Annotated in this window: 19 protein-coding genes; 13 read left to right on the top strand and 6 right to left on the bottom strand. The window is 54.3% G+C overall.

Translation table 11 applies throughout. The features are described 5' to 3' along the window. Positions 1–15 precede the first annotated feature (15 nt). Positions 16–231, bottom strand: coding sequence for a hypothetical protein (locus D3P08_RS12225; RefSeq protein WP_119599976.1), 216 nt, complete (start codon positions 229–231; stop codon positions 16–18). A gap of 180 nt (positions 232–411) precedes the next feature. Here D3P08_RS12225 and D3P08_RS12220 point away from each other — a divergent pair, with 180 nt between their 5' ends. Further along, positions 412–1,281: a sugar phosphate isomerase/epimerase family protein gene (locus D3P08_RS12220; RefSeq protein ID WP_119599975.1), complete on the top strand. Its 870-nt coding sequence runs from the start codon at positions 412–414 to the stop codon at positions 1,279–1,281. A gap of 94 nt (positions 1,282–1,375) precedes the next feature. Then, positions 1,376–2,476, top strand: a complete 1,101-nt coding sequence (gene yunB / locus D3P08_RS12215; RefSeq protein ID WP_240647465.1) for a sporulation protein YunB — start codon at positions 1,376–1,378, stop codon at positions 2,474–2,476. A 66-nt stretch (positions 2,477–2,542) separates the two neighbouring features. Here yunB and D3P08_RS12210 read toward each other — a convergent pair whose 3' ends face one another. Then, positions 2,543–3,613, bottom strand: a complete 1,071-nt coding sequence (locus D3P08_RS12210; protein WP_240647463.1) for a M23 family metallopeptidase — start codon at positions 3,611–3,613, stop codon at positions 2,543–2,545. Between the two features lie 240 nt (positions 3,614–3,853). Between D3P08_RS12210 and lipA the strand changes: the two genes are divergently transcribed. Next, a complete protein-coding gene (gene lipA / locus D3P08_RS12205) occupies positions 3,854–4,798 on the top strand; it encodes a lipoyl synthase (RefSeq protein WP_119599974.1) in 945 nt (314 codons plus the stop codon). A gap of 33 nt (positions 4,799–4,831) precedes the next feature. Further along, the gene (locus D3P08_RS27520; protein ID WP_240647461.1) at positions 4,832–5,611 is read left to right on the top strand and encodes a YutD family protein; all 780 of its coding nucleotides are present in this window, start codon (positions 4,832–4,834) and stop codon (positions 5,609–5,611) included. A gap of 54 nt (positions 5,612–5,665) precedes the next feature. Here the strand turns inward: D3P08_RS27520 and D3P08_RS12195 are convergent, their stop codons facing one another. Continuing rightward, a complete protein-coding gene (locus D3P08_RS12195) occupies positions 5,666–6,463 on the bottom strand; it encodes an NAD kinase (protein ID WP_119599973.1) in 798 nt (265 codons plus the stop codon). 86 nt (positions 6,464–6,549) lie between these two features. Beyond that, a complete protein-coding gene (gene ylbJ / locus D3P08_RS12190) occupies positions 6,550–7,641 on the bottom strand; it encodes a sporulation integral membrane protein YlbJ (RefSeq protein ID WP_119599972.1) in 1,092 nt (363 codons plus the stop codon). Between the two features lie 408 nt (positions 7,642–8,049). Here ylbJ and D3P08_RS12185 point away from each other — a divergent pair, with 408 nt between their 5' ends. Beyond that, positions 8,050–8,439, top strand: coding sequence for a globin domain-containing protein (locus tag D3P08_RS12185; protein ID WP_119600053.1), 390 nt, complete (start codon positions 8,050–8,052; stop codon positions 8,437–8,439). A gap of 5 nt (positions 8,440–8,444) precedes the next feature. After that, positions 8,445–9,149: a DUF2225 domain-containing protein gene (locus D3P08_RS12180; protein WP_119599971.1), complete on the top strand. Its 705-nt coding sequence runs from the start codon at positions 8,445–8,447 to the stop codon at positions 9,147–9,149. A 38-nt stretch (positions 9,150–9,187) separates the two neighbouring features. Here D3P08_RS12180 and D3P08_RS12175 read toward each other — a convergent pair whose 3' ends face one another. Continuing rightward, the gene (locus D3P08_RS12175) at positions 9,188–9,430 is read right to left on the bottom strand and encodes a hypothetical protein (RefSeq protein WP_119600052.1); all 243 of its coding nucleotides are present in this window, start codon (positions 9,428–9,430) and stop codon (positions 9,188–9,190) included. Beyond that, positions 9,430–9,594, bottom strand: a complete 165-nt coding sequence (locus D3P08_RS12170; RefSeq protein ID WP_119599970.1) for a YycC family protein — start codon at positions 9,592–9,594, stop codon at positions 9,430–9,432. Before D3P08_RS12170 ends, D3P08_RS12175 begins: the two co-directional genes overlap by 1 nt. 139 nt (positions 9,595–9,733) lie before the next feature. Between D3P08_RS12170 and D3P08_RS12165 the strand changes: the two genes are divergently transcribed. From D3P08_RS12165 to D3P08_RS12135, 7 genes are all read left to right on the top strand, one after another. Then, entirely contained in the window at positions 9,734–11,515 is a 1,782-nt protein-coding gene (locus tag D3P08_RS12165) for a M3 family oligoendopeptidase (protein ID WP_119599969.1), read from the top strand. Between the two features lie 148 nt (positions 11,516–11,663). After that, positions 11,664–12,356, top strand: coding sequence for a helix-turn-helix transcriptional regulator (locus D3P08_RS12160; protein WP_338068719.1), 693 nt, complete (start codon positions 11,664–11,666; stop codon positions 12,354–12,356). Between the two features lie 2 nt (positions 12,357–12,358). Further along, positions 12,359–13,159 carry a pyruvate, water dikinase regulatory protein gene (locus D3P08_RS12155; RefSeq protein WP_119599968.1) on the top strand — a complete coding sequence of 267 codons (801 nt, stop codon included), beginning with the start codon at positions 12,359–12,361 and terminating at the stop codon, positions 13,157–13,159. 31 nt (positions 13,160–13,190) lie between these two features. After that, positions 13,191–13,589, top strand: coding sequence for a nucleoside-diphosphate kinase (ndk, locus tag D3P08_RS12150; protein WP_119599967.1), 399 nt, complete (start codon positions 13,191–13,193; stop codon positions 13,587–13,589). A gap of 142 nt (positions 13,590–13,731) precedes the next feature. Continuing rightward, positions 13,732–14,877, top strand: a complete 1,146-nt coding sequence (locus D3P08_RS12145) for a nucleotide-binding protein (protein ID WP_119599966.1) — start codon at positions 13,732–13,734, stop codon at positions 14,875–14,877. Continuing rightward, entirely contained in the window at positions 14,864–16,102 is a 1,239-nt protein-coding gene (locus D3P08_RS12140; protein WP_420819032.1) for a TadA family conjugal transfer-associated ATPase, read from the top strand. The genes D3P08_RS12145 and D3P08_RS12140 overlap by 14 nt, the downstream gene beginning before the upstream one ends. Then, positions 16,086–16,928 (top strand): type II secretion system F family protein, encoded by an 843-nt coding sequence (locus tag D3P08_RS12135; protein WP_119599965.1) that lies wholly within the window; start codon positions 16,086–16,088, stop codon positions 16,926–16,928. Before D3P08_RS12140 ends, D3P08_RS12135 begins: the two co-directional genes overlap by 17 nt. The last annotated feature ends 19 nt before the right edge of the window (positions 16,929–16,947 follow it).

The following is a 16,947-nucleotide window of genomic DNA, read 5'->3' as shown; positions in this document are numbered from 1 at the left end:
CCTCTCCCTGTTACGCTATCGTTTCCGCAAATCAAAAAATTCGCATTCTGCGCGCTTGTGATACATCAGGTCGCTGACGCTCGACTGCGTTACGACAGTCCGTTCGTCGAACCGCACAATAACGGAGCTTGCGTCTACGATTTGATTATCCTGGAACACCCGGATGCGAGTGCCTTTATTCAGCGCCTCCTCAAAGTCGGCGTCGGTGATTAAACGGCGGTTCAGGGACATGGCGAGGCTCCTTCTTTTGTTTTGTACCCAAAGGTCAACTCTTTGCCCTCTAGTCTAGCGTATATGCGGACAATGAACAACCACAGTCAAATAGAAGCCTGCTTCTGGCAAAGCGTAACCAAGCTCCGATTCAGACCGGCATGTTAAAATGATGCAAATGAGAGAAGGAGTTGTGCCGAAATGAAATATGCCGTTTTTACCGTGATGATACCGGATTGCCCGCCTGATCGCTCCGTCAAGCTGTTGAAGGAATACGGCTACCATGGCGTAGAGTGGCGTTTTACAAATAATGATCCAAGCCGAAGCGCGGAACAGCCGTCTTTCTGGGGAAACAATCTCTCTACGATTGCGGCCTCTTCCTCGGAGGAGGAGCTGCGCGCCGTGCGGGCTTTGATGGATGAGGCGGGACTCGAAGCGCCTAACCTTGCTTCCTATATCCAAAGCGGCGATGTCGCGGCGACGGAGCGGGCGATGAAGGCTGCGAAAATATTAGGCGCCCCGTCCATCCGCGTCGGCGTTCCGAATTACGACCGCAGCCGCCATTACGAGGATTTATTCCGGGAGGCTAGAGCGTACTTGGCGGAAGCGGAAAAGCTCAGCTCCGAATATGGCGTTAAGGCGATGATCGAGGTGCATCACGGCAATATTGCCTGCAGCGCTTCGCTGGCCCGCCGGGTTGTAGACGGCTTTGATCCGGCGAAGATCGGCGTCATCTACGATCCGGGCAATATGGTGCATGAAGGCTATGAACAGTACAAAATGGGCCTTGAAGCGCTAGGTCCGTACCTCGGTCACGTTCATGTCAAAAACGCCGTATGGAAGCGTACGGACGCGCCGGTTCCAGACGTTGCAGGCGGCAATCACGAGCCGGTGTGGAAATCGGAATGGGGCCCATTGCGGGAAGGCGCCGTCCACTGGCCGACGGTCATTGCCGATTTGAAAGCGATAGGCTATGACGGCTGGCTCAGCTTCGAGGATTTCAGCGGTTCGGCTGCCACAGAGACGCTTCTGCGCGACAACATCGCGTATATCCGATCCTTGGTCGACTAGCAGGAAGGCTTGCCCTTTAAGGGCAGGCCTTCTTTTTTGTCCTTTTTCGGCATAAGTATGGTAAAGCGAAGGACGAGCGGAAGGAGGGGTTGATGTGGCAAAGTGGGGCAGAAGCGGCTGGCGGTTCCGGCCGGCGCGAAGCTGGGGCTCCTATCGCAAAATCAAGTCGGTAAGCTGGGGCAGCGCACGGCCTAAGCCGCCGGCCGCTAAATCGACGGGCATAAAGTGGGGATCCAGACCTTCTACAGGCAAACCAATGGCGTCTTGGGCATCAAGGCCGTCCTCAAAACCCCGGGGAGGCTGGGGCAAAAGGCAGCCGATCTTCTCCTTTAAGCTGGGGGGAGGAAGCAAAGCGCAAATTTCCTCTTGGGGGTCGAACCCGAATAAGCCCCGGCCGCAAAGGAGAATTCGCAAGCGAAAAATTTTTCTCTTTATCCTCGTTTTTATGATGCTGTTTTCTATTCCGTCGTTTATTTTTATTGAGCGGAATTTAAGGCCGCCGCTTATGAACATCGCGAAAGTCCGGGTGAAGCAGGTTGCGACGCAGGCGATCAATAGGGCGATTACCGAGCAGGTGGCGCGGAAGTCGGAAACCGAGAAGCTGATTGATTGGAAGATGAACGGCGACGGTAAAATATCCGGGTTCATGCTGAATTACGCCGAGCATATGAGCATCACGTCGGAGACGATTGAAACCGTGCAAAATACGCTCAGCGAGATTAAGGATATCCCCGAGCATATTCCGATCGGACATGCGCTGAACAGCGCCATCATCTCTTCGTTCGGGCCTCGCGTTCCCGTCAAATTCGAGCCGGTTGGCGCGGTGAAGGTAGAGCTCAGCACGCGGGAGCGCAACGCGGCGATCAATATGGTGCTCGTCGAGGTCTATATCAAGGTTGTAGCGGAGGTATCGATCATTATCCCGTTCGATACCGAGCCGGAGCTGGTGGAAACCGAAATTCCGATTTCCTATCTGCTCGTCGTCGGCGACGTGCCGATGTATTATTACGACAGCACCGGGAAGCCGGTCGGCGAGAACGCGCCGGAAGCCCCTAATATTTCGGTGCCGCTTTCGCCGGGGTCGGGCGTTTCCACTAGCCCGACGGAGGAGCCGGAGTCCGCAGCGGAAGCGGAGCCTGACGCAGGCGCGGCGGAGGGCGCGAACGAGCCCGCTATCGAAACGGGGACAGAGTAAGGCCGAAAAAATCCCGCAGGATCAGGCTTGAAGCCGATTCTGCGGGATTTTTGCGCGCGCGTCGGATTATCGCTTGGAGCGGAGGCGCTGCCGTTCCTGCTGCTCCCATTTGCGCAGCTGCGGATAGGGATCGAACGCCCATTCCACCAGTCCGCGGTCTCTGTAAATGCCGTAATGCAGATGCGGCGGGAATTTGCCGGAGGTACCGGGCTTTCCGTAGCCGGAGCTGCCGACCCATCCGACAACTTGCCCCGGTTCTACAATGTCGCCGACTTTCAAGCTTTTATCAAAGCCGGATAAGTGGGCGTAATAATGGTAGTGATTGTTCAGATCGCGAATGCCGATGCGCCAGCCGCCGTATTTATTCCAGCCCTTTATTTCAATGATGCCGTAGCAGGTGCTCCTGACAGGCGTACCGTGTCCGGCGAACAGGTCCGTCCCCTCGTGGACGCGGCGACCGCCCCAGCCTCTTTTGTCTCCCCATGTGTCCTTGTACGAGTAGTTGGAGCGGAGAGGGAGCGGGAACGCATGCTCAAATAAGTCGAGCTTGCCGTATTTTTTATAAATTTTTGCAAATTGTTCGATCCGCTGGACGGCGCGGCTGTTACGATAATAATTCCATAGGCCGATGGGGAAGCGCTCATCCGATGTCCCTTGCGCGGCTGTAACCCGAATAAGGGAATAGAGAAGATCGACGTCGCTCGTCCGGCTCGCCATGCCGTCCCCGTCTCCGTCCCGGCCAATGCCATTGAACCATTGAATCGATACGGGCCGATTGTCCTCGCTGTCCGGATTCAGCTCACCCGCCCAGCGTTCCGGCTCGATATAAATGCCGACGGTCTGTCCGAGCTGCGGCCGCGCTTTGGGCTTCGCTTTCGAGATCGTGCGCTCGTATTGGTCGACGGCCGCGATCCAATACCACTCCACATTCGTCACGACGCTCAAATTATCGTACAGCTCCCGTCTGGCGTCGTACGGGCTTACCGCCGGCGCTTTTCCCGGCTCTTCATTTAGCACTGTACGGACCGCCGCTGCGGCGCTTGCTCGAGCCCCGGCTTGCAGAGCGGCCTCCGCCCCTGGATTTATCATCATCGATACAGCCGCCGCAGCGGCCGTAATCGGTACCCAAACCTTCAATCGTCTCACCCTTTCAGAAGCATGACGGACATAAAGTCAGCATTTGCAATTAAGTGATTTTTATTCAAATGATGGGGTTCGTTGTCGAAATGTATCTCGCTGCGCGATAATTCATATTCCGATAAACTATGAATTTTGACAAAACAGCTGCGGGCATGTCATTACTTTTTCAAAGGGAGTCATGTTATAATGTGGGCAGTGCGTTAACCTATTACTGATTTTGAAAGCAGGTAATGAGATATGAACCAACGCGAGAAGCTTCAAAAGCCGGACTGGCTTCGCATAAAATTAACGACTGGCGGCAACTACGCCGAAATAAAAGAAATGATGCGCACCAAGACGCTGCATACCGTATGCGAGGAAGCGCGCTGTCCGAACATTTACGAATGCTGGTCGAACCGAACCGCTACGTTTATGATTCTGGGCGATATTTGCACCCGGGCTTGCCGCTTCTGCGCGGTCAATACGGGGATGCCGACGGAGCTGGATACGGCTGAGCCTGAGCGCGTGGCGGAAGCCGCCGAGCAGATGGGACTGCAGCATTGTGTCGTCACCTCCGTTGCGCGCGACGATTTGAAGGATGGCGGAGCTTCCATCTTCGCCGCTACGATTAAGGCGATCCGCAAGCGCCTTCCGTTCTGCCGTGTCGAGGTGCTCATTCCGGACTTTATGGGGAACTGGGATGCGCTGCAGGTAGTCATGGACGCGAACCCGGATATATTGAATCATAATATTGAGACGGTCGAGCGCTTGTCCGACCGCGTGCGGGCGAAAGCGAAGTACCGTCGGTCCCTGGAGCTCTTAAGACGGGCAAAAGAAATGAAGCCGAAAATTCCGACGAAATCCAGCATTATGCTTGGCGTAGGCGAGGAATGGGATGAAATCCTGCAAGCGATGGACGATCTTCGCGCAGTCGACTGCAACATCTTAACGCTGGGACAATACTTGCAGCCGACGCCGAAGCATATGCCGATTAAGCGTTACGTGCATCCGGATGAATTCGCGGCGCTTAAGGAAGAAGGCAAGAAACGCGGCTTCCGTCACGTCGAATCGGGGCCGCTCGTACGCAGCTCATATCATGCCCATGAGCAGACGGATTCGGCGATCGCCGCCGAGCAAGCGATCGCGCCGGATTATTACGAGCTTGAATCGACGGGCTCCTGCGCAAGCGGGGCCGTGAAATAAATGCGACCGACGCTTAAGAAGTGAGGTGAATCCATGGCTTTGATTCATATTGGGGGCAAATCGTACGAGCTTATTCATGAGAATAAAGGCGGCTGGAATCCCGAAGCCTTCCGTAACCGGTACAGCGAGGTGCTGGAGCGCTACGATTACATTATCGGCGACTGGGGTTACAACCAATTGCGCCTGAAGGGCTTCTTCCGCGATAACCACCAAAAAGCGACGAAGGATTCCGCTTTCTCCACGGTATCCGATTATATTATTGAATATTGCAATTTCGGCTGCGCTTACTTTATTTTGGAGAAGAAGCACGGCGGACGAAGCGAGCCCGGCGAAGACGATTTGGATCTCGATGTGGAATACGGGGACGACGCGGTCCGCTTGGAAGGGTATGACCTGAGAGCGGCCGTCGAATCCGCGGCTGAAGCTTCAGCCGCAGAGACGGCGTCGGCGGCGGAAGCGCCGAAGGCCGCCCCAAGGGAGCAGCGTCCTAACCGCCACCGTCAGCACCAGCGTCAAGAAGGCGGAGGACGATCCGCAAGCGGCAGGAACGACAGTCAGCCGCAGCAGGCCGTTCAAAGCCAGCCGCAAAGCTTAGAGCAGGGCGGAAGCGGCCAAGCCTTAAGCGGGCAGCAAGGACAAACCGGCGGACAAGGCCAAGGACAAGGCCAAGGACGCCGCAAAGACCATCATTTCCGGAACAAAAATAACCGGGGCGGCGACCATCGGGGCAAAAAACCGGTGAAGGCTGCGTCATCTGAGGTCGGCGCGGCAGCGGAGCCGAACCGCGGAACGGAAAAAAATAAATCCGAATAAGAAAACGCCGGACGCTCTCGATGCAGAGAGAATCCGGCGTCTTTTCTTATTATTTCATTTCACATCATATCCGAGGAACGCCTCGCGCACGCGATTCCAGAACGGGAACGGGCGATGTCTGGCAAAGCTGACTTTGCGCGATGCAACGCTGCACCTTATCGAGCGGATATCGTTATAGGTGATATTCAAGTGATCGACGCTAAGCTGAATGCGCTGCTCCTTCTTGGAGATGATATCGCAGTGATGATGCTTCGGGAGCAGCACGGACGAGCCGAGCGTCCGGTATACCCGGTTATTGATGGATGCGATTTCCGCGATTTGCAGCGATTCGATCGACGGATGGACGATCGCTCCGCCCAAGCTTTTGTTATAAGCTGTACTGCCCGACGGGGTGGAAATGACGATGCCGTCTCCCCTGAACATTTCGAACATTTCGTCATTAATGTTGATCTGAGCGACTAGCGTCCCATCGACGCCCTTCAGCGTAAATTCGTTGAGCGACAAATAGTGAAGAGTCTCCGTGCTGGTTTCGACTTCGATCTGAGCAAGCGGGTAACGGACCATACGAGGCGTTTCCTCCGCCATATGCCGGATCAATTCCTCGAGCTCATCCGCGTTCCAGTCGGCGTAGAAGCCGAGATGTCCGGTATGAATACCGACAAACGAGACGTCTGCGATGCAATCGATGTACTGATGGAAAGCCTGCAGGAGCGTGCCGTCGCCGCCGATGGAGATCACGATCTCAGGACGGGAATCGTTCCGGACGAATCCCCGCTCCGCGGCTAGCTCATGGAATTGTTGGGCAAGCGATTTGGACCGCTCGTCGCCCCTGTCGATAACGGCGTACTTCAACGTCAACCTTCTCCTTCCGGACTTACAATCTATCACTGACTATATCGGAAAACGGCCCGAAATTCAATGAAAAGGGTGATGGCAAGTTAAGGCGCCAGCCAGCCCCACAGCGCATAGACAAGTCCCATCGCAATGAGGCCATGCGCAAACCTCGCAATAAGCAGCGGCTTATACCGCAGATCCGTACGGCTAAGCAGACTGGCGATCTGCGCGTGCACGGAGAGGCCTCCCCATGACAGCACCCACGCGGCGATCGCGAGTTGATGCATAAGTCCGGTTCCGGCAGTTCCCGCCGCTCTGGCGCCGAGCGTAACCTCGAACAGACCATAGATGCCGGCATCCGCCAAAGGCGCGGGTAAGCCGATTCCGGTAAATAAAAGGCGAAGCGCTTCCGATAGAGCCTCTACAAGTCCGGCATGCGTCAGCATTTCCATGACGACGGAGAAGAAGACGACAAGGCCGCCGACAACGATCATGAGCCGCAGAGCGGATTGAATGGAGTCCTGCAGAAGCCGTCCCATTTCCCGTCCGTCCAGCAGGCGGGCCTCATGCATCGCCTTCAGAGCTTGGGATATCCGGCTCCGGGAGAACGTCCCTTTTCCGGAATCCTGCGCTTTTTTGCCGTTATGAACGGATGCTTCATACGCCTTTTTTTCCGCGCCCCGGTCATGGAAACGCATAATGAAGCCGATCAGCAATCCACCGCCATAATGGGCGGCTGCGAGGATCGGGGCGACGGCGGCGTTTTGGAAAAAACCGACGGACACCGCTCCGATGAGGAAGATGGGATCTGAGGTGGTCGTAAACGCGACGAGCCGTTCTCCCTCCGCGCGAGTAATAAGCCTTTGGGACCATAGCTGAGCAGTCAGCCTGGCGCCGACGGGATAACCGGAAATGTAGCCCATCGTCACGACAAAGCCTCCGATTCCCGGCAGACGGAATAAAGGGCGCATAAGCGGGTCTAACAATTTTCCGAAAAAATGGACGATCCCGAAGCCAAGCAGGAGCTCCGAAATAACGAAAAAGGGGAACAAAGCGGGGAAAAGAACTTCCCACCATATCGATAGCCCTCGCAGCGAAGAGCTAAGCGTTTCGGTTGGATAAATCGCCATTAGTATGGCAATACTGAATGCAACAAGCGCAGTGACGGATAACGGATGGATGATCGTTCGCAGCATGTAGGCGGCCTCCCTCGAATAACCGGCCTGCTTGTACAGGCACTACTACTAGCTATATGAGAAAGATCGGACATCCATCACAAATCCCCTTAAACAACAAGCAACATTTACAAAGAAAACGTTTACAAAAAAGCTGGCATTCGCGCGCGTTTATGGTACAATAGAATCATTCTTAAACGGTTGGAGTGATGAGTATGAGTATTATCGCCGGCATCTTGGTCTGCGCTTTTGTCTACGTCATCAAGGAGTCCGTCTCGGCTCCGAACGAAGAGGAATACGAAGCTTAACCAAATTTTTTTAAACATCAACAACGCTCATGCGCAGTCCGCATGGGCGATTTTTTTTGAGCAGGATAGTCCTAAGTATGATATAATTCAAAATACCTACAAAATGGAGATGGAAATGACGATGAATAGGAATATAAGCCTTTATGAAGCGGTTGGCGGAGCGGATAAAATTAGGTCTATAGTCGAGTCTTTTTACCCGAAGGTGCAAAAACACCCGCTATTAGGCCCATTGTTCCCTGAGGATATTGATCCGGTTATGGAGAAGCAGTATCAATTTTTAACGCAATTTTTCGGAGGGCCGAGTCTTTATTCCGACCAGTATGGTCATCCGATGATGCGAGCGCGGCATCTTCCCTTTCCTATTACGCCTGAACGGGCCGAAGCATGGCTGGACTGCATGCGAAGAGCGCTGGAGGATGTCGGAATTGAACCCGAGCTGAGAAGCATATTACTCGACCGTCTGTCTGGACCCGCGCATCATTTCGTGAATACGACAAAAGAGGAGCCGTGAAATGAATGGAACCGCTGTACGAATCCAAAATTGCATGTATCTGCTGTGAAACGACCTTTACAACAACAAGAGTCCGCCCGAGTTTCAAGAAGGCTACGGCTGTGGATTCCGACTTTTGCGGTCATTATGCCAATGGCATCAATCCGGATTTCTATGTCGTCCGCGTTTGCCCAAGCTGCGGCTTTGCATCGACGGAGAACGGTTTAGATAAATTGAACGACGCGCAAAGAAAAAACTATTACGAGCGGATCGGGGTCAATTGGAAAATTGGCCAGGACTACGGCGGAGCAAGAACGGCAAAGCAGGCGATGGTTACCTATAAGCTGGCGCTGTTGTCCGCCCAGACGACAGGAGCGAAGGACCGCGTCGTTGCAGGCCTCCTTCACCATATTGCGTGGCTGTACCGTTACGAGAAGAATGTGCCGGAGGAGCAGCGGTTTTTGAAATATGCGCTTGAGGCGTACATACGCGTTTATGAGACGGAAGGCGTGTCCGTCAATAACGCAAGACTGATGTTCTTGATCGGCGAGCTTTATCGCCGCATCGGGGAGAATAATGAAGCGATCAAATGGTTCTCCCGCGTCGTTAACGACAAAAAAATTATGGATGCGGCCATGATCCGGGCATGCAGGGAGCAGTGGCAGCTGATTCGCGAGGAGTCGGATGAGAAGCGCCGCAGTCAGTCCCAGGCTGAGGCTAGCAGCGCGTAATTCGTTGGAAGAATGCCGATGCAGGAAGTACTGGTGCGTTACCGTCTGCGTTTCGCAAGCGGGCGGTCTGTCAGCAGATAATCCTGATCGGCGTCGACGACCGTAATTTTACTGTGGCAGCATGGGAACACGAGAAGTCGTTTTTTTCCGTCGCGTATATCCTCAAGCTCGGAAGGCCTAAGCGGGATTAGCACATTTTCGGCGTCGCAGAACGGGCATTCCGCAACATAGATATCTCCCATTATGAGCTCATACGGCCACGTATTTTCGAGCGGGATCATCATTCCGGCTTCTCCGTCGAAGCTTCGGCTTCCTTCTTGGCAAGCTCGGCAAGCTTCTGGAGCAGAATATGCTTCGGCATATGCATCAGATGCTCGATCGGGACGTTTAATTGTTTCGATAGCTTTATCGCGGTTTCCGCTGAAATTTGCAAAGGTTGGGACATGGCGAATGACCTCCAATCTGGATATAATAATGTTATACACTGCCGAGTGGGTTTGCGCAAATGGATTGCGGAGGCTGCTCGGTTTTTATTTTGGATGGACCTACATATAGCGGTTATACCATGACGGGAGAGTGGACATATGAGCAAATATCCGATGACTTGGGATTTGGATGCGATCTATCCGGGCGGTTCCGATTCGGCGGCCTTCGCCAAGGAATTGGCGGGTATGGAGGCGGGGATTGCAGAGCTGCAGGGGGTATTAGCGGACAGCGCCGTCGACGTGAAGGAACGCGTCAAAAAAATGACGGCTTTATCGCAATCGATTCTGCTCAGCTTGCGGCAGTCGGAGTCGTTTATCGAATGCCTGACCGCACAAAATGTGCGGGATCTTGCCGCTATCGGTTTAGGCGACCGCGTGAAAAATATTTCGGCCAAGTTTTTTGCGGAGCTGACCCGGTTCGATAACGTGCTGAGAGAAATCGATGACGCGGCATGGAAAGAGCTTCTCCAGGACGGCGCGCTCGGAGAGCTAGCGTTTAACTTAAGCGAAAGACGGGAGCTCGCGAAGCTTAAGCTGGCGCCTGAGCTGGAAGCGCTTGTCGGCGATCTGGCGATCGACGGTTACCACGGCTGGGGCGACCTGTACAACTTAATTGTGTCGGGGGCGAAGTTCCGGGTGGAGCAGGATGGCGAGGAGAAGCTGCTCTCCGCCGGACAAATGGCGAACCGCCTTTCGGACAGCGACCGTTCCGTCCGAGAGGCGGCATTTGCGGAATGGGAGCGCGTGTGGGCATCGGTCGCGGATTTGAGCGCGGATGCGCTTAACCGGATCGCCGGCTTCCGCCTGAAGCTGTACGAGAAGCGCGGATGGTCATCCGTGCTGCAGGAGCCGCTGCAAATCAACCGAATGAGCGAAGCGACGCTGAACGCGATGTGGTCGGCGATTGAGGACGGCAAGAAAGCGCTCGTCCTGTATTTGGAGCGCAAAGCACGATTGCTAGGCGTAGAGAAGCTGGATTGGCATGACGTCGATGCGCCCATCGGTTCAGCGACCCGCACCGTTTCGTACGATGAAGGAGCCGCTTTTATTACGGAGCAGTTCCGGGCGTTCGATCCGGCGATGGCGGACTTTGCGGAGATGGCGTTCAAGGACGGCTGGATCGAGGCGGAGGACCGCGCGGGCAAGCGTCCGGGCGGCTTCTGCACCTCGTTCCCGAAGAGCGGGCAGACCCGTATTTTTATGACCTATTCCGGGACGGCCAGCAACATCTCGACGCTCGCGCATGAGCTGGGCCATGCGTACCACCAGCATGTCATGAACGATCTGCCGGGGTTCTCGCAGGAGTATGCGATGAACGTGGCGGAAACGGCCTCCACCTTTGCCGAGATGATCGTATCGGACCGCGCGATGCAAGCGGCCAAGGACGAAGAGGAGAAGCTCGGGCTTCTGGAGGATAAAATTCAGCGTTCCGTGGCGTTTTTTATGAATATTCACGCTCGTCTGTTGTTTGAGACGCGCTTCTACGAGCGGCGCAAACAAGGTCTGGTAACGGTAAGCGAGCTGAATGAATTAATGGAAGCGGCGCAGCGGGAGGCCTTCAAGGATACGCTGGGCGCGGCGCATCCGCATTTCTGGGCGTCGAAGCTGCATTTCTATTTAACGGATGTGCCGTTCTACAACTTCCCTTATACGTTCGGCTACTTGTTCAGCGCCGGGTTGTATGCGAGAGCGCAGCAGGAAGGACCGTCGTTCGCGTCCAAATATGTAGCGCTGCTCAGAGATACGGGCCGTATGACTGTTGAGCAGCTTGCCGAGAAGCATCTCGGCGTGAATCTCGAGGAGCAGACCTTCTGGAGAGAGGCTGTGTCACTGACCGAAGAAGATGTTCGCTTGTTCCTGGAAATGACGGAAAACAATTAAGGCATGTGTGGTAAAAGCCGCCCTGATGCGACGAAATTCGCGTCCGGGCGGCTTTTGTGTATTCATCCGCCGTATAGGAGCTGCGTCCGATAATTATTGTGCAATATATCCGAATATGATATTTTAAATAAGGTGTTATACGGTTTTAATGCGCATGAATATGAGTCATAAAAGAAAGAGGGGACGGATCATTCAGCTTTCTTCCAGGCAATTAGAGCTCATAGAGTTAGTTAAGAAGCATTCTCCTGTAACAGGGGAGCAGCTTGCTGAATATTTAGGCGTTAGCCGGCCTACGCTTCGTTCGGATTTGTCGCTTCTTGTCATGCTCGGCATGCTGGACGCTAAGCCTAAAGTCGGGTATTTCCTCGGAAATACATTCCGAGCGAGCAACGAGCCTCTGCAGCGCTTCCACAATATGAAGGTACGAGAGGTGCAAGGCGTTCCCGTCAACATACCCGACACATTATCGGTGCATGACGCGGTCATCACTTTATTTATGGAAAATGCGGATACGCTGCTTGTTGTGAACGAGGAGAAGCGGTTTGCCGGCATCGTGACACCCAAGGATTTGCTGAAAATTACCCTCGGAAATGCAGGCGCGGCAACGATACCGGTCAGCATGGTGATGACCCGCTATCCCAATATCGTGACGCTGGTTCCTGACGATACCGTAATGGATGCCATTCGTAAAATGTCCCAGCATCAGGTCGATTGTTTGCCGGTCATTCATCCGCCTGATGAAACGGGACAAAACCCTTTGGTGGCTGGATGGGTATCCAAATCGAACATCATCGCTCTGCTGGCTGATATCGCGTCAGCTTCGGAATTGGGGGACCAGTAAGCATGACAGAACAAATCATATACGTATGCTCCGACGCGGTCGGGGAGACGGCGGAAGCGGTCGCTAGGGCGACGCTAAGGCAATTTTCTTCGGAAAAAGTGAAAATCAAACGTTTCGGCCACCTGCGGACGGAGGACGAAATCGTAAAAATTGTAGCGGAGGCTGCTCAGACAGGCGGATTTATCAGCTACACGCTCGTGCAGCCGGAGCTTCGCGAGCTCATGCGCGAAGAGTCTGTCAAACACGGGGTGCGCGCCGTGGACGTCATGGGCCCAATGATGCAGGCTTTTGTCGATACGTTTGGAAGCTTTCCAAGACGCGAGCCGGGTCTGCTGCATTCGATCGACGAGGCTTACCATAAGCGGATTGAAGCGATCGAATTTGCGGTGAAATACGATGACGGCAAAGACGCAAGAGGCTTGGTGCAGGCCCAGGTCGTATTGATCGGCGTATCGAGAACCTCCAAAACGCCGCTGAGCGTGTTCCTGTCGCATAAAGGCATTAAAACGGCGAATTTGCCGCTTATGCCGGAAGTCAATCCTCCCGCGGAATTAAAGCAGGACCCTGGCCGCTTAATCGTAGGCTTGACGATGCAGCCGGAGCATTTGCTAGAAATCCGGTCCGAGAGATTGAAGTCGCTAGGCTTGCCGGCGTCCGCGCATTACGCGAGTCCGGAGAGAATCCAAGAGGAGCTGGACTATGCGGCATCGGTTATGGCTTCCCTCGATTGTCCCGTCATTGACGTGACGAATCGCGCGATAGAAGAAACGGCCGGCATTATTATTGAATGGCTTAACAAATAATTGGCTATACCTATAAGACGGAGGGGTTCACATGGATAGAACATTTGTTATGGTTAAGCCGGATGGCGTAGCGCGCGGACTTATCGGTCGCATTGTCGCTAGATTCGAAGAGAAAGGCTTCAAAATTATTGAAGCAAAGCTGATGCACTTAAGCCGGGAAACGGCCGAACAGCATTATGAGCATTTGAAAGCGAAATCTTTTTTTGGCGAGTTAGTAGATTTTATTACGTCGGGACCTGTGTTCGGTATGGTCGTCGAAGCGAAGGACGCCGTTCAGAACGCGCGCGCCCTTATTGGAGCGACGAATCCGAAGGAGGCGGCCGCGGGTACGATACGAGGAGACTTTGCTACCGATGTGGCGAGCAATATTGTGCACGGCTCCGACTCGCCGGAGAATGCGGAACGCGAAATCCGCATGTATTTTCAGTAGGAGTGGTTGACGAACTAGGAAACCTATGGTAAATTTTTAACCAAGCTCATACATAACCACGGAAGCACCGTTTAAGGCTGCAGAAATCTGCGCCCTATGCGGTGCTTTTTTTCGTGCGTGGAAATCGAAAGGAGGAGTCGCATTGATAAGATACCAGCTGGCTGTCGCGTCGAGGGACAAAGAGTATACGCGCAGGCTTGCGGAATATATCCGCGGCAGCGCCTTCGGAGAGCAGTGGCAGGTAGCGGCCTTCACGCATCCGAATGCTTGCAAGCAGTACGTCAAGCAGGGGTATACGATCGATTTATTAGCGGCAGAACCCGAGCTGCTTCGCGAGCTTCAGCCCGAGCTGTCTCATGTTCCTTCGGTCGCCCTGGTGGACAAGCTTGGCGAGAACGGCAGCCAGGCTGAGCTGCTTCAATTTCAGCCGCTCCCGCTGCTGCTGAAGGGCTTGTCGGAGCTGTTCGGCAAGCTGCAAGCTTCGTCCGGCGAGCTCGCAGGCATGAAGGCTGGCGCCTTAGGAGCAAAGGTAGCCACGATCCATTCCGCTTCCGGCGGAGTCGGCAAAACAACCCTTGCGCTTCATATGGCGAGTGCCGCAGGGACTCGCGGAAAGAAAGTCTTTTATTTAAACCTGGAGCGTTGGAACACCTCTTATCTTTGGTTGGAAACGAAGCCGGATGCTGAAAGCGCGGGAGACGGAATGTCGGAGCTGCTTTATGAAGTGAAGAACGGCACGAAATCGCTTGGGCAATGGGTTGCTGAGAGGCGGACTTACCATGCGCGGCTAAAGTTCGATTATTTGGCCGGGTTCCGAAATGCGGAGGACCGGTTATCCTTAAATGCCGAGGATGCTGTCGCGATTGTTGATGCAGTTGCAGGGAACGGTCAATACGATATCGTCATTGTCGATATGGATGAGGGTCTTGGCGATATGCATGTTGCTGTACTGAACCGGGCCAACCTTAATTTCTGGGTCGTCACTCATGATCCGCCGGCAGCGGCCAAACAATCGATGCTGCTGCGGTACGGCTTGGACCGGTGGGGCGAGGTCTTTCAGGCGATTCAAAGCCACTCCATTACGATAGGTAACCGTTCGAATGAAAGCGGGAGAAAGGCCATGAATCGCGGGAATGGGATGCCTGTCGCCGTCCATCTCCCAGAGGTGAAGGAATGGACTCGGGGCGAGCTGCATCCGATTTTGTCCTCTCCCGTCTACCGGGCTGCGGTTGACCGGCTGTTCGGTCTCGCTTTCGGGGAAAGCGAGGCTCTACATGGTGTCGGATGAGCTTGTGTACGAGCTGCGAGAACAGATTCGTTCCGGCATTGACTTTGGCGGGTCGATGTCCGATGAGGAGCTGATGAGCAAGACGGAGCAGGTCGTATTCGACTGGTGCAAGCTCCATCCGTTAACGGCGGCGGAGAAGGTGAAGCTTGTGCGCCGATTGTTTCACTCTTTCCGCGGATTGGACATTCTCCAGCCGCTCATGGACGACCCGTCCATTAGCGAAATTATGATCAACAGCCATAACGAGGTGTTCATCGAAAGGAACGGAGTGATGACGCTGCTGCCGGGGGCGTTCGAGAGCAAAGAGAAGCTGGAGGATTTGATTCAATCGGTCGTCGCAAGCGTCAACCGGATCGTGAACGAATCTTCCCCGATCGTGGACGCCAGGCTGAGGGACGGCTCTCGCGTCAACGTGGTGCTTCCGCCGGTCGCCCTTAAAGGTCCTTGTATGACGATAAGGAAATTCCCCGGCAAACCTATGACGATGGAGGATCTCATTAAGCTGGGTTCGCTGACCGATGAGGCTGCCCATTTTCTCCGGGAGCTGGTTGAGGCGAAATACAACATTTTTATTAGCGGGGGGACAGGCACGGGCAAAACGACGTTCCTCAATGCGCTGTCTCAATTTATTCCGGCGGATGAACGGATTGTGACGATCGAGGATTCTGCGGAGCTGCAAATTCATTCCGTGCCAAACCTTGTTTCCATGGAGACGCGGAATGCGAATACGGAAGGTAAAGGGGAAATCTCGATTCGGGATTTGATCCGGGCTTCGCTCCGAATGCGGCCAGACCGAATTGTGGTCGGAGAGGTGCGGGGGGGAGAAGCGCTTGATATGCTCCAAGCCTTCAATACAGGCCATGACGGCTCGATCTCGACAGGCCATGCGAACAGCTGCAAAGACATGATCAGCCGGCTCGAGACGATGGTGCTCAGCGCGGCGGAGCTGCCGCTGCCGGTCATTCGAGGGCAAATCGGGTCTGCGATCGACATCATGATCCACCTTTCCCGCTATCGGGACCGGTCCAGGAAAGTGGCAGAGATTGCCGAGGTGCTGGGCGTAGAGAACGGGGAAGTGAAGCTGAATCCGCTATTTCGGTATCGGGAGGACGGAGAGAGGGGCGGCCGGATTTTGGGCGGATTGGAAAGAACCAATAAGCCGCTGAACAATACGGAGAAGCTTCGTATGGCTGGAAAGGAGCTGCCGGATGGAATGGCGTGCTGAACGTAATTATTACGGCATTCTGCGGAGATTGGCCGCTTGGAGCGGCTGGGAGGGTGTGTTTGACGCTAAACCGGGAAAAGGACAGCTTACACGTTATACAGAGTACGTGCTAAGCAAACAGGAGCTGGCTCTTTCCGTTATGGCAGGCAGTGCGGCGGTGTATACGGCGGTCTATTTATTTTATCACTCCGTTCCGCTTTCCATCGTCGCAAGTGTGCTGGGGCTGGCCGCTCCGAGGCTGCGGCGGAAGTCGCTGCTCGAGCGCCGCAGAAATCGGTTAAAGCTGCAGTTCAAAGAAGCGCTCTTTTCGTTAACCTCATCCCTTGCGGCCGGACGTTCTTTGGAGAACGCGTTCCGTGGCGTGCTGGAGGATATGAAGCTGCTTTATTCGGATTCGGGGGCGGACATGCTGAAGGAGTTTCAGACGATCTGCTACAGACTGGACAACCTTGAGCCTTTGGAAGGGGCGCTTCGGGATTTGGCCAACCGGGCTCAAATCGATGAGATTACGCAATTCGTCGACGCGCTGACGACGTGCAAACGTTCTGGCGGCGATTTGCTGGAGGTTATGAAGCGGACTTCAACCATTATCGGCGATAAGCTTACCGTAGAGGGAGAAATGAAAGTGCTTCTGGCGCAAAAAAGGTTTGAGTCTCGCGTGATGATGGCGGTGCCGTTTGTTTTTTTAGCCTTTCTTGGCTTCGCCGCGCCCGATTATATGGCTCCTTTGTACGGCATGCTTGGCTATTTCCTGCTTACGGTTCTGTTTGCGCTTCTCCTTGGCTGTTATTGGATGATGGACCGGATCATGCGAATCGATATATAGCGCAATCGAAGAAAGGGGT

Origin of the sequence: Paenibacillus nanensis, assembly GCF_003583765.1 — a bacterium.
GTDB classification, from domain to species: Bacteria; Bacillota; Bacilli; order Paenibacillales; family Paenibacillaceae; genus Pristimantibacillus; species Pristimantibacillus nanensis.
This window is presented reverse-complemented; position numbering and strand designations above follow the sequence as displayed.